The organism is Elusimicrobiota bacterium, assembly GCA_016706425.1.
In the GTDB taxonomy this organism is placed as follows: domain Bacteria; phylum Elusimicrobiota; class Elusimicrobia; order FEN-1173; family FEN-1173; genus JADJJR01.
Window position 1 is genome coordinate 1,321,005 of record JADJJR010000001.1, and the last position, 17,217, is coordinate 1,338,221.

Sequence of the window (17,217 nt, forward strand, 5' to 3'; positions counted from 1 at the left end):
ATAGGGGGGGGGAAGGCAATGAAAAAAGCTCCATGGGAAAACAGGGCGCTTTCACCCTCATTGAATTAATGCTTGTGGTGGCAATTATTCGCTTGCTGGCGGCCATTGCCATCCCAAAATAATCCAATCTTATAATCAAAGCCAAAGAAGCGACCGTCAAAGCCCATTTGGGATCACTCCGCAGCACGTTTTCGATTTATTACGCCGACAATGAGGGATTTCTTCCCCGCTTCGGGTCAGGCGCAAGTAATTTGAACGATCTCTTTCTCCCAAAATACATAGAGCGTATACCCGTTATTTCAATCCCCACCGTGAGTGAGTCCATTCACGCCAAGTCCGATTGGCATTTTCCTGGCCCGGCGCCGGATGATAACGCCTGGGGCCCTTTACAGCCTTTTGTTTGGTTTACAAAAACCTTTACCGATCCCATTTCCGGGGATGCTATTTTGACGGGCTTAATAACCGTCAATTGCACCCCTCCCGATTCCAGTGGTAAAACCTGGAGCCCCTGGTTAACCTCCCGTCCCGTCGTTTGCGATCCGTCCCGCTTCCCGGTTGACAAGGGTTTTCCGAATTCATTAAATAAGCCTCCTTCCAGCAACCAAAAGCGGAACAGGATGGATTTAAACCTGCGTTGATCAAGGAGACGGTCATGGCGGAAACATTCGTGGTAGTCAGCAAAATCAAGAAAATGGTCAAGGAAAAAGGCCTGCGCACGGGCGGGGACTACATCGAGGGCCTCTCCAAGAAGATTGAAGAAATCGTCAACGCGGCGGTCGCCAAGGTGCAGAGCGAGGGAAAACGCAAAACCCTCGGCGCCGAAGACCTTTAAGTTGACGGGGGGCGAAACCCCCGGCCCGGCCCGGCCCAAGGATCAGGACACGGCCGCAATTGGTAAAATGTTTTCCGGCCTGGCGCCGGCTTATCGGCGCTTTAACCGGTTTTCGAGTTTGGGGTTGGACGGCCGTTGGCGCCGGGCCGCTGTTCAGGTACTGCACGAGGCCCCGGATGTTCTTGATGTCGGGACCGGCACGGGGGATTTGGCTTGGATGTTAAAGGCCGATCGCCCGGGGGCTGGGCGCGTGGTGGGTTTGGATTTAAGCGCCGAGATGCTGGCCCAGGCCGCTCGGTCGGGGGGGAGGGGTTCCCCGGAATGGCTTCAAGGCGGTGCCGACAAGTTGCCGTTCCCGGACGGTTCGTTCGACGCCGTGACCTCCGCCTACGTGATGCGGAATCTCTGGGTGGGTGGGGTTTTGGAATCGAGTTTGCGGGAGGCGGCGCGGGTTCTTCGCCCCGGAGGACGGCTGGTGTTCTTGGATTTGACGCGGCCCTCTAACCCCTTGTTGCGGTTTGGTCACAGACTCTACAGCAAAACGGTGGTGCCCCTGGTTGGGCGAATGTTGTTCGGCGACCGATGGCCGGGGGATTATTTGAAAACATCCATTGAAGCGCTGCCTTCGGTGGATGTCCTGAGGGGATTTTTCGAAGCCGCGGGCTTCGGCCAATTTGAATGTCGGCCCCTTTGGGGTGGAATTGTGTCTTTGTTTATCGGGAGATGTTGATGCTGGCGGATTATTTTCGAGTCTTGGTGTTTGCCCTGGTGGGCGTCGGGTTCTTCAGCTTCTTGCTGTTCTTCGCGGGGTTCGTGCGGGAACGGGGGGGAAGCCAGGACACTGAAGCCTACGAGTGCGGAATGGAACCGGTGGGGACCCCCTGGGTCTCCCCCAACATCCGCTTTTACGTGTTCGCCCTCCTGTTTGTCATCTTCGATGTGGAAGCCCTGTTCGTCTTTCCCTGGGCGGTGCAATTTAAAACACTTGGTGTAGAAGGGTTTGCGGCCGTAATGCTGTTCGTTGGGTTGCTTTTTATGGGGCTTGTCTACGCCTGGAAAAAGGGCGCACTGAAATGGGAATAATCCAAGAAAAAATTCTTCCTTCAACGATTTACAAGATTCCCGGCCTGGGGGAGATATCGCTCACGACGGTCGATTTCTTTATCGATTGGGCCCGCAAGTCCAGCATTTGGCCCCTCACATTCGGCCTGGCCTGCTGCGCGATTGAAATGATGGCCGCTTATGGCACCCGTTTCGATATCAACCGGTTTGGGGTGATTCCCCGCCCCTCCCCCCGGCAGGCCGACCTCATGATCATCGCGGGCACCGTAACAAAAAAGATGGCCCCGGCCATTGAAAAGCTTTTCTACCAGATGCCGGAACCCCGGTTTGTGATCTCCATGGGCGCCTGCGCCAACTGCGGTGGCCCCTATTACGATTCCTACTCCGTTGTGAAAGGGGTCGATCGGGTGATCCCGGTGGATGTGTACATCCCCGGTTGCCCGCCCCGACCGGAGGCCCTGCACAACGCCATTTTGACTCTCCAAAAGAAGATTGACGGCATGTACAAAGGCGGCGTGAAGGTCAAGACCCATGGATAAGGCCGCCCTGCTCGAACAGATTAAGATCCAGTTTCCCGCGGTGGAGGAGTCCATCCCGGCGGACCCGAAGTATGTGCGGGGGGGGGACGATCTGTGGTTAAAAGTATCCTCCACCGACCTGAAAAACGTATCAGAAAAACTTAAGAATGAACTTAAGTTTGATTTGCTAAATATGTTGACAGCCGTTGATTTTATTAAAGACAATAAATTTGAAGTTATTTATCAGTTTGTCCGCACGTCCGCCCCGGCGGATGCGGTCTTCCTTAAATTGGAATGTCCCCGCTCGGGGGAACCGGTGGTGCCTTCCTTGGCCGGACTTTATTCCTCGGCCGATTGGCAGGAACGGGAAACCTACGACCTTTTCGGCATCCGATTTGAAGGGCACCCGAACCCGACCCGGATTCTACTCTGGGAAGGCTACCCGGGATGGCCCCTCCGCAAAGATTACGTCCACACCCCGGACCGTTACGACAACGGGGCCGAAATCGGCCTGCCCAAGGCGGTTCCGGCGGCCCACCCATGACACAAAATATGCCCCAGGGAACCGTCAATTTAACGGCCGATAAACTGGCCGGGGGACCCTCCTTTGAAACCAAAATGGAGAGGATTTCGGAGCACGAAATGCTCCTCAACATGGGGCCCCAGCACCCCTCCACCCACGGGGTGTTGCGGGTGGTCCTTCGCTTGGATGGGGAGGTGGTGACCCAGGCCGTGCCCGATTTGGGGTATTTGCACCGGGGGGTGGAAAAGCTGGCCGAGAACCGTACCTACCCCCAGTTCATCATCCTGACGGATCGCGATGATTATCTGTGCGCCATGCTCAATAACTGGTCCTACTGCATGGCCGTCGAAAAACTGATGAAAGTCGAAATCCCGGAGCGGGCCGATTACCTGCGCCTCATCGCGGGGGAGCTGAACCGTATCGCCTCCCACCTGCTCTTTATCGGCACCTTTGGCATCGACATCGGGGCCTTCACCCCCTTCCTGTACGCCTTCGGCCGGGAGCGGGAAATGATTTTGGACCTTTTTGAGCAACTCTGCGGAGCTCGGATCACCTACAACTACGTCCGGATCGGCGGGGTCTCCAACGACGTGCCGGAGGGCTGGATTGAAAAAGCCAAGAAATTCGTCCAGCACATGAAAAGCTGTTTGAAGGAATACGACAACTTGTTGAGCTACAACCCGATTTTTATGGACCGGACCAAGGGCATCGGTGTTCTCTCCAAGGAAAAGGCCATTTCCTACGGCATCACCGGCCCCAACCTGCGGGCGAGCGGCGTGCCCCTGGACCTGCGCAAACAGGCGCCCTATGGCCTGTATTCCAAATTTCAATTTGACATTCCCGTTCGCCCCAACGGCGACTGCTGGGATCGCTACATGGTCCGCCGGGATGAAATCGAACAATCCTGCCGGATTTTGGATCAGGCCCTCGATAGCTTCCCGGCGGCGGGTGAAATTTTGGGCAAAGTCCCCCGGGCAAACCTGCGGCCCCCCGCGGGCGAAGCCTACGCCCAGTTGGAAGGCGCCCGCGGTTGGTTGGGCATCTACCTGGTCTCGGACGGGGGCCTGAGCCCCTACCGGTTGCACGTGCGGGCGCCCTCTTTCATCAACCTCGCGGCCCTGCAGGAAATTTTGGTCGGCTGGAAAGTGGCCGACGTGGTGGCGATTTTGGGCTCCATCGACATCGTGTTGGGCGAGGTGGACCGCTAATGGCCAAAGGTCCCTGGGCGGTCACGGGACCCTGGGTCCCGAGCCAGACGCCGGCGGCGTTGCGGAAGCGTTACGTCCTGTCCTTCGTCGTCCTGGGGATGTTGCTCTTGCCCCTCGTGGGGCTCATCGCCTACCTGGGCGATCGACCGTGGCGGTTGATCGAAGACGTTTTCGCCCTCTCCAACAAAGCGGCCGCCCTGGCCGGCTTCCAAATCCCCGCCTGGCACCTGGACGTCGTCGCCACGGTTCTGCCCTTCGTTTTCGTCATCGCCCTCATGCAAGTGGCCCCGATTTTTCTCGTTTGGTGGGAAATGAAAATCGCGGCGCACATTCAAATCCGCATGGGCCCCATGTGGGTGGGGCGGTTTCACGGCGCCCTGCAGACCATCGCCGACGGCATCAAACTGCTTTTGAAGGAAGACATCGTGCCCAAGGACGCCGACCGGAAGCTCCACTTTTTGGCGCCCATCGTCGTCGTGGCCCCGGCCTATGTTTGTTTCGCGCCCATTCCCTTCGGGCGGCCGGAATTCGCGCCCATCAATTTGGATGTGGGGTTGCTCTTTATTTTGGGGGTATCGGGGTTGTCCGTCATCGGGCTTTTGATGGCCGGTTGGGGGTCCAACAGCAAATTCTCGGCCCTGGGCGGCCTGCGCGCGGCGGCGCAAATGGTGTCTTACGAAATTCCCCGGGTGATCGCGCTGGTACCGGTGGTCATGTGGGCGGGCACGTTGTCCCTGGGGGGCATCATGGACGCCCAGGCGGGGATGTGGCACGGCTTTTTGCCCCGCTGGTTCCTGTTTTACCCGGTGGTCGGCCAAATCGCTTTCATCATTTATCTCATCAGTTCCATCGCCGAGACCAACCGCACCCCCTTTGACTTGGCCGAGGCCGAGTCGGAACTGACCTCGGGCTTCCACACGGAATACTCCGGCATGAAGTGGGCGATGTTCTTTATGGCCGAATACGCCTACATGTTCCTCGCCTGCGCCCTGGGCGCGGTGGTGTTCCTCGGCGGCGGGGCTCCGATCCATCCTTCCTTGAGTTTCATTCCGTCCTACGCCTGGTTTTTCTTGAAGGTTTTTGCCCTGGTGTTCGTGTTCATCTGGGTGCGGTGGACCTACCCACGCATGCGGGTGGACCGCCTGATGGAGTTTTGCTGGAAATTCCTGCTCCCCTGGGCCTTGGTCAACGTGGCCCTGGCGGGGTTTGTGTTCCTCATGCGCTCATGAGCTACTTTAAAACCGTCGCCGTCAATTCCTGGGGTTTGATCAAAGGGCTGGGCATCACCTTGAAATACCTCTTCACGCCCGCCATCACCGTTCAGTACCCCTACGAAAAGCTGACCCTGTCGGACCGCTACCGCGGCGCCCTGGCCTTCCACCCGGACATCTGTATTTCCTGTGAGATGTGCGTTCGGGCCTGTCCGTCGAATTGCATTTCCCTCGAGGCCAAACGCAACGAGGAAACCAAGAAAAAAGACCTCGCCTGGTACAAAATCGACTTCGGCAAGTGCAACTATTGCCGGCTCTGCGAGGAAATTTGCCCGACAAAACCGAAATCCGTCCACCACACGAAGGAATACGAATTGACGTTCAACGACCGGTCGGATTTCATGCAGGAATGGAAGACCGCCGTTTCTCAACCCCAGGCTTCGGAGCCCGGGCAAATCTGGAGCAAACATTTGACACTGGGCCAGAAGCTCGGCCCCAACCCGGCCACCAACGCGTCGGCGACGCCGTCCACCCCGGCGGGAATGTTCCATGATTGAAAAAACCGTTTTCGGTCTTTTGGCTTTCCTCGTCATCGTTCCGGCGGCGCTGGCCGTGACCTTGAAAAGTGTTTTTCATTGCGCGCTCTTCCTCGTGCTTTCCTTGACGGGGGTGGCGGGTCTCTTCGCCATGCTCGGCGCCGACTTTTTGTTCGTCACCCAATTGTTGGTTTACGCGGGGGGGATCACCGTTTTGCTCTTGTTCGTGGTTTTGCTTTCCGGCAGTCCCAAGGATTGGGTGGCCCGGCAGGTCAACGCCCAATGGATTATCGGGCTTTTGTTGTCCGGCATGTTCGTGGGACTCTTGGCGGCCGTTTTCAAACAAATGCCCGTTGCCGAAACCCTGCCCCCCGCGGCGCCGACCACGGCCGCCCTGGGGTTGGTGTTGATCCGCGATTGGGTCCTGCCCTTTGAAGCGGTGTCCTTGGTTTTGTTGGCCGCCCTGGTGGGTGCGGTGCATTTCTCAAAGGGGCGGTCCCGGTGAGCGGCCTGTTCGGTTATCTGGTCGTGGGCGCGGTGCTGTTGGCTTTGGGTGTCTACGGCGCCCTGGCCCGGCGGAACCTGTTGGGGGTGCTCATCGGCATTGAGTTGATTTTCAACGCGGCCAACATCAACTTCGTCGCCTTGAACCGGTATTTGCACCCGGGCCAACCGCTCGGTCAGGCGGCGGCCATTTTTGTGATCGCCCTGGCGGCGGCCGAGGCGGTGGTGGGCTTGGCCCTGGTGCTCACCATCTATCGCAATTTCCGGACCGTCCTGTCCGAAGATCTGAATTTGTTAAAGGGTTAAAATGCTCGAACACGCTTACCTCATTCCTCTTTTGCCCCTGGCGGCCTCGCTCCTGATCCTCTTTTTCGGGAAGCGGCTGCCCTTGGAAGGGGCGTTTTTGGGCATCCTGGCGGCGGGTTGGGGGCTGGTGCAATCCCTGGGTATTTTGATTTCCATTTACGCTCACCCGCACCTCTTGAATAATCTCGGCGCCTCGGGGCCCTTTTTTGAAAAGAGCTGGGATTGGTTCAGCGTCGGGTTCACCCGCTTGGAAGTCGGCGTCTTGATCGACGGCATGTCGGCCATGATGCTCGTCGTCGTGACCCTGGTGTCTTTCCTGGTGCAGGTGTACTCGGTGGGCTACCAACACGGGAAAGAACGGTTCGGCCGGTTCTTCGCCTACATCTCCTTCTTCACCGCGGCCATGTTGATCTTGGTTGTCTCCAACAACCTCTTCCAATTTTTCATGGGCTGGGAATTGATGGGACTCTGTTCCTATCTCTTGATCGGTTTTGAGTTTGAGCGTCCGGCCGCGGCCCAAGCGGGCCGCAAAGCTTTCATCACCACGCGCATCGGCGATCTCGGGTTTTACCTGGGTCTGCTTCTCCTCTTCACCACCACCGGGAGCCTTAATTTTAACATCATCGGCAGCGAGCACATCGGCACCCTGACCCCCGTGGCCACGGTCATCGCCCTGCTGTTGCTCTGTGGAACCATTGGAAAGTCGGCCCAGTTGCCCTTGCACGTCTGGTTGCCGGACGCCATGGAGGGCCCCACCCCGGTGTCCGCCTTGATCCACGCGGCGACGATGGTGGCGGCGGGCGTTTTCCTTTTGGCCCGGTTCCATTTCGTGTTCGCCCTGTCGGAGGTGGCTCTCACCGTCACCGCCTGGGTGGGGGGCATCACCGCCCTCGGGGCGGCGCTCAGCGCCTTGACCGCCACCGACATTAAAAAAGTGTTGGCCTACTCGACCATCAGCCAATTGGGGTTCATGGTGTTGGGGATGGGGGTGGGCAACCCCACCGCGGGCCTGTTCCATCTGACCACCCACGCCTACTTCAAAGCGTTGTTGTTCCTCGGGGCGGGTTCCGTGATTCACGCCGTGCACACCAACGAGATGCCGCTCATGGGGGGTTTGGCCAAAAAAATGGTTTTTACGGCCATCACCATGGGGGTCGCCTGGCTGGCCATCATCGGGTTCCCCTTCACTTCGGGATTCTACAGCAAGGAAGCCATTTTGGGCGCCGTCTACGAAAAGCACCAGTACACCCTGTTCGGCATCGCCGCCTTTTCGGCGTTTTTGACCACGTTTTATATGACCCGCATGATGATTTTGACGTTTTACGGAACGCCCCGCGACGCCCACCGGTTCGGTCACGCCCACGAAAGCGGTCCGACCATGACGATCCCCCTGATGGTGTTGGCCGTCCCCTCGGCCATTTTGGGACTGCTTTTCCACTCGCACGCGCTCTCTTTTGACAAATGGGTCCAACTGACGGGAAAAGTCGCCGAACACGCGGCCCCCGTCGCGGAAGCGGCCGCCGCCCACGGGGGGCATTTCGTTGTTTTGGGGGCTTCCTTGACCGCGGTGACATTGGGGCTGGTTTTGGCGATCGCCATGTATGTGTTCAAAACTCCGGATCCCGCGCGGCTGGCCGCGGCCTTGCCCGGGGTCCACCGACTCTTGACCGATCGCCTGTTCGACCCTTTTTACCTTAAAGTGTCCGAGGCCCTGTGCTTCCTGCCCGCGCGCTTTTTGGCGGCCTTCGATTACATCGTGATCGATCAAGGGATCGTGGACGGCGTGGGACGTTTGGGGAATCTTCTTTCGCGGATCCACCGCTGGTGGGACGATGTCGTGGTGGACGGCGTGTTCGTGAACGGGTTCGGCTGGGCGGCGCAGAAACTCGGCGCCGGGGTGCGGGCGCTCCAAACGGGCGCCGCGCAGACGTATTTGTTGGCGACGGCGGTGGGCGTGTTCGCCCTGGTGCTGTGGGCCGTCGGCGTGTTCGGATAATTCGGGCGAGGAGCAACGTATGCTGAGTCTCATTACATTTTTGCCGATGGTGGGGGCCGTGGCCTTGATGCTGCTGCCCAAGGACAACAAAGCGCTCCTACGCGGCGCGGCGACGTTGACGGCCGCGCTGGCCTTCGGGGCCTCCCTGGTCGCCTGGAAATCCTTTGACGCGGCATCGCCCGCGTTTCAACTGGTGGAACGGGCGTCCTGGATCCCGACCCTCGGGGTGCAGTACTTCCTCGGCGTTGACGGCCTGTCGATGCCGATGGTGTTGTTGACGACCTTCCTTTCGCTGGTGTCGATCATCGCCTCTTACGGCATCGAAAACCGGCTGAAGGAATATTTTTTCTGGTTCCTGGTTCTTGAAGCGGGCATGCTGGGCGTGTTCGTGTCCCTCGATATGTTCCTGTTTTACGTGTTCTGGGAAATCACCCTGGTGCCCATGTACTTCCTGATCGGGATTTGGGGCGGCCCCAAAAAAGAATACGCCGCGGTGAAGTTCTTCCTCTACACCCTGTCGGGCAGCGTTTTCATGCTTCTGGCCATTTTGGCTCTTTACTTTTCAAGCGCACCGCGCACGTTCGACATGCTGGCCTTGGCCAACCAATCGTCCAATTTCGTCGGAGCGCGGTTCATCTTCGTGTTCCTGGCGCTCTTCGTCGGTTTCGCGGTCAAAGTGCCGGCGTTCCCGTTCCACACCTGGTTGCCTTTGGCCCACGTGGAGGCCCCCACGGCGGTGTCCGTGATTCTGGCGGGCGTTTTGCTTAAGATGGGCACCTACGGCATTTTGCGGGTGTGTTACCCCATCCTGCCCGAGGCGACGCGCTGGTTTATGCCGATCCTGATCATCATCGCCTTCATCAATATCGTCTACGGCGCTTTCTGCGCGTTGAGTCAAAAAGACATCAAGCGCATGGTCGCCTACTCCTCCGTCAATCACATGGGGTACTGTCTGTTGGGCATGGCGGCGGTGACGGGCACCAACGCCGCGGCCGGCCTTTCGGGCGCGGTGTTTCAAATGGTGACCCACGGGATTATCACCGGGAGTCTCTTTCTTTTGGTGGGCGTGATCTACGACCAGGCCCACACCCGCAACATCGACGACTTCGGCGGCCTCGGCGCCCGGCTGCCCGTTTTCGCCGGGATCATGACCGTGCAGGCCATGGCGTCCCTGGGACTGCCCGGTCTCGCGGGATTCGTGGGGGAATTCCTGTGCTTCCTGGGCGGGTTCGGCCAGGTCGCGAGCCGAATTTGGGTCGGCTTGTCGGTGATCGGCATTTTGGTGACGGCCGCGTTCTTTCTTAAACTCATCAAGGACGTTTTCCTTGGCCCCTTCAACCCGCGCTGGGAAGGGAAACTTTCCGAGATGAACGCGCGGGAACTTGTGACGGTGGTGCCGCTCGTCATTTTGACGATCGCGCTGGGCGTTTACCCCGCGTTGCTTTTGAACATGATGGACCCGACCATCGCCGAACTGGTGCGACGGGTGGTGGGGGGATAACCTTGACCTGTTCGCTCGGCGGTCTTTGCGCTCTTTCAGCGGAGTTGCTCCTGACCGGAGCGGCCCTCGTCCTTTTAATGTGGGACGCTGTGCGACCCGCCGCGCGTCGGGGACCGTTGGCGTTTTCGGTTTTGGCTTTGGCCGCCGCGGCCTGGGTCGCCGCCCGGACGCCGGACACCGTCGCTTACGGGGTGTTCGTTGTCGACGGAACCGCCCGGTTCCTGAAGATCGTGTTGCTGGGCGCGGTCGTGTTGGTCACCGCGCTCTCGGCCTCCTTCAAAGGTTTCGCGGACCGGGAAGAACGCTTCGCCTGGGGCACCTATTTGGGATTGCTGTTGATCTCCACCGTCGGCCTCCTGTTCCTCGCGTCGGCCTCGGACTTCCTGATGGCGCTCATCGCCCTTGAAATCGTGAGCGTAAGCTCCTTCGTGCTTGTGGGGTTCACGCGCAAAGACCGCCGCTCCAGCGAAGCGGCCATCAAGTACTTCCTCATGGGGGCTTTTGCCTCGGGGCTCATGGTGTATGGAATTTCTTTGTTTTACGGTTTGACGGGGGGGACATCGGCCGCGGCATTAAACGCGGACACCGCCGGTCGGGTGGCCGCCCTGCCGTTGACCGCGGCGCTCCTTTTCGTTCTGGTGGGATTCGGTTTTAAATTGGCTCTGGCCCCTTTTCATATGTGGGTGCCGGACGTCTACGAGGGCGCGCCCACCCCGGTCACCGCGTTCCTGTCCGTCGCCCCCAAGGCCGCGGCCTTTGGTTTGTTGATGCGCCTTTTCTCCCACGCGGCGGACTTGCGGATCTTGCCGTTGATGGCGCTGCTGGCCGCGATCACCATGACGGTGGGCAACCTGGGCGCCCTGCGGCAGGACAACGTCAAACGCTTGTTGGGGTACTCTTCCATCGCCCAGATGGGCTACGTGGCGATCGCTTTTGTGGCGGCGAGTGCTCTGGGGTCCCGGGCGATCCTTTTGTATTTGGCGGCGTACGTGTTAATGAACCTCGGCGCTTTCGCCGTGGTCATCGCCGTGGCGGACGACGCCGGCCGCGAGGACGTCGGGTCTTTCGACGGTTTGGCCGCCCGGTCGCTGCCCTTGGCCCTGACAACGACCTTTTTCCTTTTGTCGCTGACGGGCCTTCCGCCGTTTTTGGGGTTCATCGGGAAGTTCTCGATATTCGCCGCCGCCGTCCAAGCCAAGGGGTTGATGTGGCTCGCCGTTGTGGGCGTGGTGAACAGCGTGGTGTCCTTCGCGTACTACTTTTCCATCGTGCGGGCCATGTTTTTCCGGGAACCGCAACAGGCCGGGGCGCCTTTTCTGTCCCGTCCGTTAACGGCTGTCCTGGGGGTGACGTTGGCCGCCACGGTGTTGCTGGGCCTGTACCCCGCCCCCCTCTTGGCTTGGGTTCAAAGGATCGTCCCCTAATGAGCCATCCGGCGCTCCGCGTGCTCGAACCGATCCTGCGCGCGGGGGAGGCGAGGGATTTGGCCGTTTTTCTGGCCGAGGTGGAAGCCGCTTTGGCCGGCGTGGCCGGATTGAAAAATGGCTTTTTGTCTCGTTTGAGCGAGTACGTCATGACGGGCTCCGGCAAGCGGGTGCGGCCGGGGCTTGTTTTTTTGGCGGCCCAGTTCGGCCGGTTCGACCGGGGAGCCCTCCTGGACGCGGCCCTGGCCATGGAAATGATTCACATCGCGACCTTGGTGCACGACGACCTTGTGGACGAAGCGGTCATCCGGCGCCAGCGGCCGACGGTGGGCGTCAAGTTCGGCGAGGGCGCGGCGGTCCTGCTCGGCGACCACGTCTACGCCGAGGCGTTTCGGCGCTTGAGCCGGCTGAATCGGCCGGATCTCCTGTCGTTGTTGGCCGACACGACCATGGCGATGTGCGAGGGGGAAATCGCCCAATACGAAGCCCGTTACAAATTCGATTTGGACGAAGCCACTTATTTGACCTTTTTGAAGCGGAAAACCGCCTCGCTCATGGCGGCCGCGTGCCGAACCGGGGGCCTTTTGTCGGGTTTGCCCGACGAGCAAACCCGCGCCCTCGAAACCTTCGGCGACAAACTCGGGATCGCCTTCCAAATTGTCGACGACATCTTGGACGTGGAAGGCGATGAGGCCGTGGTGGGCAAGACCCTGCACACCGACATCACCCACGGCAAAATGACCCTGCCCCTCATTGATTACGCCGCGGGCTTGACCGACGCCAAGGCACGCGAGGCCTTTCACGACACCTTGCGATCCCCCCACGGGCGCGTGGACGCGCTGATCGCGGATTTGCGCCGCTCCGGCGTGCTCGAACGTTCCAAGCAAAAGGTGCGCGCGCTGTTGGCGGAGGCGGAGGCGGCCCTGGCCGTCCTGCCGGACCGTCCGGCGCGGGCGCTGCTTTTGGATGTCGCTCGTCGGTTGTCGGACCGGAAATTGTAACGCGGGAGGTTCTATGTTCGGCATGGGTTGGCAGGAATTGCTTTTGGTGTTGTTGATCGCCGTTTTGTTTTTTGGTCCGAACAAACTGCCCGAACTGGGCAAAAGTCTGGGCAAAGCCATCGGCGCCTTCAAAAAGGGTTTGAAGGAAGGCGACGACGACGCCCGGAAATCCGACCCCCACACCCCTCAGTAGCGACCGCGTTTTCCCAGTGAATCGCCTTCCGAGCGACACCCCCAACGACCGGGCACGGCCTTTAGGGGATCACCTGCTCGAACTGCGGCGGCGTCTGTGGCTGTCGATCGCCGCGTTCGCCCTGCTGGCGATCCCCGGTTGGACCCTGAGCGAGCGCTTGATCCATCAAATTTCCCGCGTGACCGGCCCGCTCGTGTTTCTCGGGCCGACGGAAGCCTTCGCGGCGCGTCTGAAACTTTCAGCGGTGCTCGCCCTGGCCCTGGGCGCGCCGATTTTTATTTACCACGCCTGGCGCTTCGTCGGGGTGGCCCTCACGGTGAGCGAGCGACGGGTTCTGTTGGGCGCGCTGCCGTTTTCCTATTTGCTCCTGCTCCTCGGGGCCTCTTTCGGATGGTTCTTGATCGTTCCCACCGGCCTGCGCTTCCTGCTGGGCTTCGCCTCGGCGGACCTGCGTCCCACGTTGTCCGTTCACGCCTGCGTGTCGTTCGCCTTGTGGACTTCCCTGGGATTGGGCCTGTTGTTTCAATTGCCGGTCGTTGTGGGGGCGCTGGCGCGGTGGGGGTGGGTGCGCGCGGCGACCTTGGCGCGCTACCGCCGGCACGCGGTCTTGGGGATCCTCGTCGTGGCGGCGGTGTTGACGCCCGGACCCGACGTGTTTTCTCAATTGCTCCTGGCCGTCCCCACCTACGTTTTGTTCGAGGTTTCCGTCACGCTCGCGCGGTTTTTGGAACCTTGACACCGGCGGGGCGTTGTTGTAGAGTCGGCTTTCTCATTAAATCCATTCGAAGGGAGTTTCAACATGTCCGCCATTGATCCCGATTTCCAGAAGAACCGCACCGTCGTCAAGAAAGATGAAAAATACGGCTACCAGGTTTGGGGCCCCTTCGAGCCTCCGACGAAGCAAGGCATTCACGGCACCTGGGTCGCCGTTGATTTCGACCTGTGCGTCGCCGACGGGGCCTGTCTCGACGCCTGCCCCGAGAACGTGTTCGCCTGGGTCGACACGCCGGGCCATCCCGCCTCGGCCAAGAAGGCCGCCCCGGCGAAGGAAGACGCCTGCATTTTCTGCATGGCCTGCGAGAGCGTCTGCCCCGTGGTGGCCATCAAGATCACCCCGAAATAACCGTTGATTTCGAGGGGGAAATGAAGTAAAATCCCCCGCGTTGCGCAAAAGGGCCCTCGCGGGCCCTTTCACACACCCTCGGATGGTCGACGGGGTCCCGGCAACGGGCCGTCGGCGAGGCGAAGAGGGTGGAGGCCGCTGAAGTTCGGCGGGAAAAACCGCTCACAATCGCCCGCAAGGGCGCTTCAGGTTTTGTCCCCCAGAGCGGCTGCCTTCGGGCGGCCGCTTTGCTTTTTGCGGACACAAAAGTTCAGGAGGAACAATGGCAACCGTATCCATGAAGGCGCTGCTCGAAGCCGGGGTCCACTTCGGACATCAAACCCGGCGTTGGAACCCCAAGATGGCGAAATACATCTTCGGGGCCCGCAACAACATCCACATCATCGATTTGCAAAAGACCGTCAAGGAGTTGAAGAAGGCCCTGACCTACGTCCGTGATTTGGCCGCGTCCGGGAAAGTCTTGCTCTTCGTCGGAACAAAAAAACAGGCCCGCGAAGCCATCGCGCAGGAAGCGGCGCGCTGCGGCATGCCCTACATCCGCGACCGTTGGTTGGGTGGAACCCTCACCAACTTCGAAACCGTCCGCCGGTCGGCGAAGCGGCTTCAAGAGCAGGAACGGATGCGCGCCAGCGGCGTGTTGAGCTCCTTGAGCAAGAAAGAGGCCATGCTGCGCGAAAAAGAAATCAAACGGCTCGGGAAATCCCTCGACGGCATCAAGGACATGGAGCGGTTGCCGGACGCGGTGTTCATCGTTGATCCGGTCCAGGAAATCACCGCCGTGACGGAGTCCCGCCGCATGGAAATTCCCGTCGTTTCCATTTGCGACACCAACTGCGACCCGGATCTCATCGACTACCCCATGCCGGGCAACGACGACGCCATTCGCAGCGTCCGGTTGTTTTGCAAACTGGTGGCCGACAGCGTCATCGAAGGGGTGGAGTCGGCGAAGGGCAAAAATCCCGCCGGTGTTTCCGAAGAAGCGGTCGAGCAGGAAATTCCCCTGACCGACGCCGCGCCCGCGCCGGCCGAACCGGCCGAAGCGCCGGCCCAGTAGGAGGCTTTTCCATGGCGGACATTTCCAGCGAGATGGTGGCGAAGCTCCGGGCGACGACCGGGGCGGGACTGATGGATTGCAAACGCGCGTTGACCCAGACCGCGGGCGACGTGGACAAGGCGATCCAGATTCTGCGCGAGCAGGGCGCGGCTTCGGCCGCGAAGCGCGTCGGTCGTGTGGCCGCGGACGGCCTGGTCTCCTCTTACATCGATCCGACCGGGAAGACCGCGGTGTTGATGGAATTGAACTGCGAAACGGATTTCGTGGCGCGGACCGACGACTTCCAAAAACTGTTGAGCGAACTTTCGCAGGAGGCCGCGAAGGCGGCCCCCGCCTGGCGTTCGCCCGATGACGCCCCGGCGGCCCGCGTTCGCGACCTCGCCGCCAAGCTGGGGGAAAACGTCCAGTTGCGGGCCGGTCGCTTCGCGCGGTTCGACCGTCAGTCCCCGGGCATTTTCGCCGTTTACATCCATCCCTCCGGTCATTTCGGGAAAGTCGGCGTGCTGTTGGAGCTCGGGGTCGCCGGCGACGGCGCCGCCGCCCTCGCCACCGAAGAGGCCAAAGCCCTCGCGCGCGACCTGGCGATGCAAGTGGCCGCCGCCACGCCGCGCTGGGTGCGCAAAGAAGACGTGCCCTTGGACACCTTGGAGAACGAAAAGAAAATCGCGGTCGAACAAGCCAAACGGGAAAACAAGCCCGAAAAAATTTGGGACAAGATCGCCCAAGGGAAAACGCAACAGTTTTACCAGCAATTCTGCCTCATGGAGCAGGTGTTCGTGAAGCCCGTTGAGGGCAGCGCGAAACCGCCCCTCGTTGGGCAGGTGGTGGAGTCTGTCTCCAAAAAGCTGGGGTTCACTTTGGTCCCCCGCCGTTTCGTTCGGTTGAAGGTCGGCGAGGAGGATTAACCCGTGTCAGCGCCCAAAGCCGTGCGGCGGGTGGTGCTGAAACTCTCGGGCGAGGCGCTCCTCGGGCGCTCCGCCAACGGGATCGACGTCGACGCCCTTTTCTCGATTGCCCAAAGCCTGAAGTCGGCCCAGAAGGCCCGGCACCAGGTCGCGGTGGTCGTCGGGGGGGGCAACATCTGGCGCGGCGGCCGCGGTCGGGGCCGGGAATTGGACCGCGTCATCTCGGACCAAATGGGCATGCTGGCGACCCTTGTCAACGCCCTGGCCCTGCAGGACGCCCTGGAAAAACTCGGCGTGCCGACCCGGGTGATGTCGGCCATGGAAGTCGCCAAGGTGGCCGAGCCCTACATCCGTCGGCGGGCCATTCGCCATCTCGAAAAAGGCCGGCTGGTGATCTTCGCCGCCGGGACCGGCAATCCCTTCTTTTCCACCGACACCGCCGCCGCGTTGCGCGCCTCGGAAATCGAGGCCGACATCGTCCTCAAGGCCACCCAGGTGGATGGTGTTTACGACGCCGACCCGCATACCCACCCCAAGGCCAAACGTTACAAAACCCTTTCTTTGAACCAGGCCCTGCGGGACCGATTGGGCGTGATGGACGCCGCGGCCCTCGCGTTGTGCCTGGAGAACAAAATCCCCATCCGCGTTTTCAACCTGCGGGACGTCGGTTCCATCCGCCGTGCCATCGCGGGCGAAGCCGTCGGCACGCTGGTGACCCCCTAGGAGACACCCATGTCCAACATCCCCGCCCCGGTCCAACCGCTTTTCGCGACGGCCGAAGCCGCCATGAAGAAATCCATCGAGAAGCTCCGCCAGGAATTCGCGGGGCTGCGCACGGGGCGGGCGACGGGCAATTTGCTCGACCACATCAAAGTCGAATATTACGGGTCCCACGTCCCCATGAAACAGGTGGCCGCCGTGAGCGTCCCCGATGGGCGCACCATCGAAGTCAAACCCTGGGACATCGGGTCCCTCGCGGCCATTGAAAAGGCCCTGCGCATCTCCGATCTGGGATTGACCCCCAACAACGACGGGAAAATGATCCGGCTTGTCGTGCCCACGTTGACCGAGGAACGCCGCAAGGACATGGTCAAGACGGTTCGGAAAATCGCCGAGGATTTCCGCGTTGCCGTCCGCAACGACCGCCGGGTCGCCATGGAAGGCCTCAAGAAAGGGGAAAAAGACAAGGTTCTTTCGGAGGACCAACGGAAAACCGCCGAAGGCGCCCTGCAAGGCCTCACCGACGCCCACATCAAACAGGTGGACGAAGCCCTCGCCGCCAAAGAGAAAGACATCCTCACCGTCTGACCGTCCCCGTCG

At 60.4% G+C, this 17,217-nt stretch carries 22 protein-coding genes; all 22 read left to right on the forward strand.

All coding sequences use genetic code 11. The annotated features are described in order from the left end of the window. Positions 1 to 32: 32 nt before the first annotated feature. The 22 genes from IPI56_05255 (at position 33) to frr (ending at position 17,205) form a co-directional block, all read left to right on the forward strand. Positions 33 to 122 carry a prepilin-type N-terminal cleavage/methylation domain-containing protein gene (locus IPI56_05255; protein ID MBK7545142.1) on the forward strand — a complete coding sequence of 30 codons (90 nt, stop codon included), beginning with the start codon at positions 33 to 35 and terminating at the stop codon, positions 120 to 122. A gap of 530 nt (positions 123 to 652) precedes the next feature. Then, complete coding sequence (locus IPI56_05260; GenBank protein MBK7545143.1) at positions 653 to 832, forward strand: hypothetical protein; 180 nt, start codon at positions 653 to 655, stop codon at positions 830 to 832. Between the two features lie 67 nt (positions 833 to 899). Further along, positions 900 to 1,562 carry a ubiquinone/menaquinone biosynthesis methyltransferase gene (locus IPI56_05265; protein ID MBK7545144.1) on the forward strand — a complete coding sequence of 221 codons (663 nt, stop codon included), beginning with the start codon at positions 900 to 902 and terminating at the stop codon, positions 1,560 to 1,562. Between the two features lie 26 nt (positions 1,563 to 1,588). Further along, positions 1,589 to 1,915 carry an NADH-quinone oxidoreductase subunit A gene (ndhC, locus tag IPI56_05270; protein ID MBK7545145.1) on the forward strand — a complete coding sequence of 109 codons (327 nt, stop codon included), beginning with the start codon at positions 1,589 to 1,591 and terminating at the stop codon, positions 1,913 to 1,915. After that, positions 1,906 to 2,433 (forward strand): NADH-quinone oxidoreductase subunit B, encoded by a 528-nt coding sequence (locus IPI56_05275; GenBank protein MBK7545146.1) that lies wholly within the window; start codon positions 1,906 to 1,908, stop codon positions 2,431 to 2,433. The genes ndhC and IPI56_05275 overlap by 10 nt, the downstream gene beginning before the upstream one ends. Continuing rightward, positions 2,426 to 2,956 carry an NADH-quinone oxidoreductase subunit C gene (locus IPI56_05280; GenBank protein ID MBK7545147.1) on the forward strand — a complete coding sequence of 177 codons (531 nt, stop codon included), beginning with the start codon at positions 2,426 to 2,428 and terminating at the stop codon, positions 2,954 to 2,956. The genes IPI56_05275 and IPI56_05280 overlap by 8 nt, the downstream gene beginning before the upstream one ends. Before the next feature lie 74 nt (positions 2,957 to 3,030). Further along, positions 3,031 to 4,143, forward strand: coding sequence for an NADH-quinone oxidoreductase subunit D (locus IPI56_05285; GenBank protein MBK7545148.1), 1,113 nt, complete (start codon positions 3,031 to 3,033; stop codon positions 4,141 to 4,143). Beyond that, positions 4,143 to 5,372: an NADH-quinone oxidoreductase subunit NuoH gene (gene nuoH / locus IPI56_05290; GenBank protein ID MBK7545149.1), complete on the forward strand. Its 1,230-nt coding sequence runs from the start codon at positions 4,143 to 4,145 to the stop codon at positions 5,370 to 5,372. The genes IPI56_05285 and nuoH overlap by 1 nt, the downstream gene beginning before the upstream one ends. Further along, positions 5,369 to 5,911 carry an NADH-quinone oxidoreductase subunit I gene (locus IPI56_05295; protein MBK7545150.1) on the forward strand — a complete coding sequence of 181 codons (543 nt, stop codon included), beginning with the start codon at positions 5,369 to 5,371 and terminating at the stop codon, positions 5,909 to 5,911. The genes nuoH and IPI56_05295 overlap by 4 nt, the downstream gene beginning before the upstream one ends. Then, complete coding sequence (locus IPI56_05300; GenBank protein MBK7545151.1) at positions 5,904 to 6,395, forward strand: NADH-quinone oxidoreductase subunit J; 492 nt, start codon at positions 5,904 to 5,906, stop codon at positions 6,393 to 6,395. Before IPI56_05295 ends, IPI56_05300 begins: the two co-directional genes overlap by 8 nt. Further along, positions 6,392 to 6,700, forward strand: a complete 309-nt coding sequence (gene nuoK, locus IPI56_05305) for an NADH-quinone oxidoreductase subunit NuoK (GenBank protein ID MBK7545152.1) — start codon at positions 6,392 to 6,394, stop codon at positions 6,698 to 6,700. Before IPI56_05300 ends, nuoK begins: the two co-directional genes overlap by 4 nt. Position 6,701: 1 nt before the next feature. Then, positions 6,702 to 8,696, forward strand: a complete 1,995-nt coding sequence (gene nuoL / locus IPI56_05310; protein ID MBK7545153.1) for an NADH-quinone oxidoreductase subunit L — start codon at positions 6,702 to 6,704, stop codon at positions 8,694 to 8,696. A 19-nt stretch (positions 8,697 to 8,715) separates the two neighbouring features. Then, complete coding sequence (locus IPI56_05315) at positions 8,716 to 10,197, forward strand: NADH-quinone oxidoreductase subunit M (protein MBK7545154.1); 1,482 nt, start codon at positions 8,716 to 8,718, stop codon at positions 10,195 to 10,197. Positions 10,198 to 10,199: 2 nt separating this feature from the next. Then, positions 10,200 to 11,621: an NADH-quinone oxidoreductase subunit N gene (locus IPI56_05320; protein ID MBK7545155.1), complete on the forward strand. Its 1,422-nt coding sequence runs from the start codon at positions 10,200 to 10,202 to the stop codon at positions 11,619 to 11,621. Further along, on the forward strand, positions 11,621 to 12,622 hold the full coding sequence (locus IPI56_05325) for a polyprenyl synthetase family protein (protein ID MBK7545156.1): 1,002 nt from the start codon (positions 11,621 to 11,623) through the stop codon (positions 12,620 to 12,622). Before IPI56_05320 ends, IPI56_05325 begins: the two co-directional genes overlap by 1 nt. Positions 12,623 to 12,635: 13 nt before the next feature. Then, positions 12,636 to 12,815: a twin-arginine translocase TatA/TatE family subunit gene (locus IPI56_05330; GenBank protein ID MBK7545157.1), complete on the forward strand. Its 180-nt coding sequence runs from the start codon at positions 12,636 to 12,638 to the stop codon at positions 12,813 to 12,815. Between the two features lie 16 nt (positions 12,816 to 12,831). Then, positions 12,832 to 13,551 (forward strand): twin-arginine translocase subunit TatC, encoded by a 720-nt coding sequence (gene tatC / locus IPI56_05335; GenBank protein ID MBK7545158.1) that lies wholly within the window; start codon positions 12,832 to 12,834, stop codon positions 13,549 to 13,551. A 63-nt stretch (positions 13,552 to 13,614) separates the two neighbouring features. Next, complete coding sequence (locus IPI56_05340; GenBank protein ID MBK7545159.1) at positions 13,615 to 13,938, forward strand: 4Fe-4S binding protein; 324 nt, start codon at positions 13,615 to 13,617, stop codon at positions 13,936 to 13,938. Positions 13,939 to 14,200: 262 nt separating this feature from the next. After that, a complete protein-coding gene (gene rpsB / locus IPI56_05345) occupies positions 14,201 to 14,992 on the forward strand; it encodes a 30S ribosomal protein S2 (protein ID MBK7545160.1) in 792 nt (263 codons plus the stop codon). A gap of 11 nt (positions 14,993 to 15,003) precedes the next feature. Beyond that, on the forward strand, positions 15,004 to 15,897 hold the full coding sequence (gene tsf, locus IPI56_05350; protein ID MBK7545161.1) for a translation elongation factor Ts: 894 nt from the start codon (positions 15,004 to 15,006) through the stop codon (positions 15,895 to 15,897). A gap of 3 nt (positions 15,898 to 15,900) precedes the next feature. Next, positions 15,901 to 16,620: a UMP kinase gene (locus IPI56_05355; protein MBK7545162.1), complete on the forward strand. Its 720-nt coding sequence runs from the start codon at positions 15,901 to 15,903 to the stop codon at positions 16,618 to 16,620. Positions 16,621 to 16,629: 9 nt separating this feature from the next. Beyond that, the gene (frr, locus tag IPI56_05360) at positions 16,630 to 17,205 is read left to right on the forward strand and encodes a ribosome recycling factor (GenBank protein MBK7545163.1); all 576 of its coding nucleotides are present in this window, start codon (positions 16,630 to 16,632) and stop codon (positions 17,203 to 17,205) included. Positions 17,206 to 17,217: the final 12 nt, after the last annotated feature.

Excerpts from the sequence above, each read along its gene's own strand:
- IPI56_05255 (MBK7545142.1), top strand. The coding sequence starts at position 33 with ATGGGAAAACAGGGCGCTTTCACCCTCATTGAATTAATGCTTGTGGTG.
- IPI56_05260 (MBK7545143.1), top strand. The coding sequence starts at position 653 with ATGGCGGAAACATTCGTGGTAGTCAGCAAAATCAAGAAAATGGTCAAG.
- IPI56_05265 (MBK7545144.1), top strand. The coding sequence starts at position 900 with ATGTTTTCCGGCCTGGCGCCGGCTTATCGGCGCTTTAACCGGTTTTCG.
- IPI56_05275 (MBK7545146.1), top strand. The coding sequence starts at position 1,906 with ATGGGAATAATCCAAGAAAAAATTCTTCCTTCAACGATTTACAAGATT.
- IPI56_05280 (MBK7545147.1), top strand. The coding sequence starts at position 2,426 with ATGGATAAGGCCGCCCTGCTCGAACAGATTAAGATCCAGTTTCCCGCG.
- IPI56_05285 (MBK7545148.1), top strand. The coding sequence starts at position 3,031 with ATGGAGAGGATTTCGGAGCACGAAATGCTCCTCAACATGGGGCCCCAG.
- nuoH (MBK7545149.1), top strand. The coding sequence starts at position 4,143 with ATGGCCAAAGGTCCCTGGGCGGTCACGGGACCCTGGGTCCCGAGCCAG.
- IPI56_05295 (MBK7545150.1), top strand. The coding sequence starts at position 5,369 with ATGAGCTACTTTAAAACCGTCGCCGTCAATTCCTGGGGTTTGATCAAA.
- IPI56_05300 (MBK7545151.1), top strand. The coding sequence starts at position 5,904 with ATGATTGAAAAAACCGTTTTCGGTCTTTTGGCTTTCCTCGTCATCGTT.
- nuoL (MBK7545153.1), top strand. The coding sequence starts at position 6,702 with ATGCTCGAACACGCTTACCTCATTCCTCTTTTGCCCCTGGCGGCCTCG.
- IPI56_05315 (MBK7545154.1), top strand. The coding sequence starts at position 8,716 with ATGCTGAGTCTCATTACATTTTTGCCGATGGTGGGGGCCGTGGCCTTG.
- IPI56_05325 (MBK7545156.1), top strand. The coding sequence starts at position 11,621 with ATGAGCCATCCGGCGCTCCGCGTGCTCGAACCGATCCTGCGCGCGGGG.
- IPI56_05330 (MBK7545157.1), top strand. The coding sequence starts at position 12,636 with ATGTTCGGCATGGGTTGGCAGGAATTGCTTTTGGTGTTGTTGATCGCC.
- IPI56_05340 (MBK7545159.1), top strand. The coding sequence starts at position 13,615 with ATGTCCGCCATTGATCCCGATTTCCAGAAGAACCGCACCGTCGTCAAG.
- rpsB (MBK7545160.1), top strand. The coding sequence starts at position 14,201 with ATGGCAACCGTATCCATGAAGGCGCTGCTCGAAGCCGGGGTCCACTTC.
- tsf (MBK7545161.1), top strand. The coding sequence starts at position 15,004 with ATGGCGGACATTTCCAGCGAGATGGTGGCGAAGCTCCGGGCGACGACC.
- frr (MBK7545163.1), top strand. The coding sequence starts at position 16,630 with ATGTCCAACATCCCCGCCCCGGTCCAACCGCTTTTCGCGACGGCCGAA.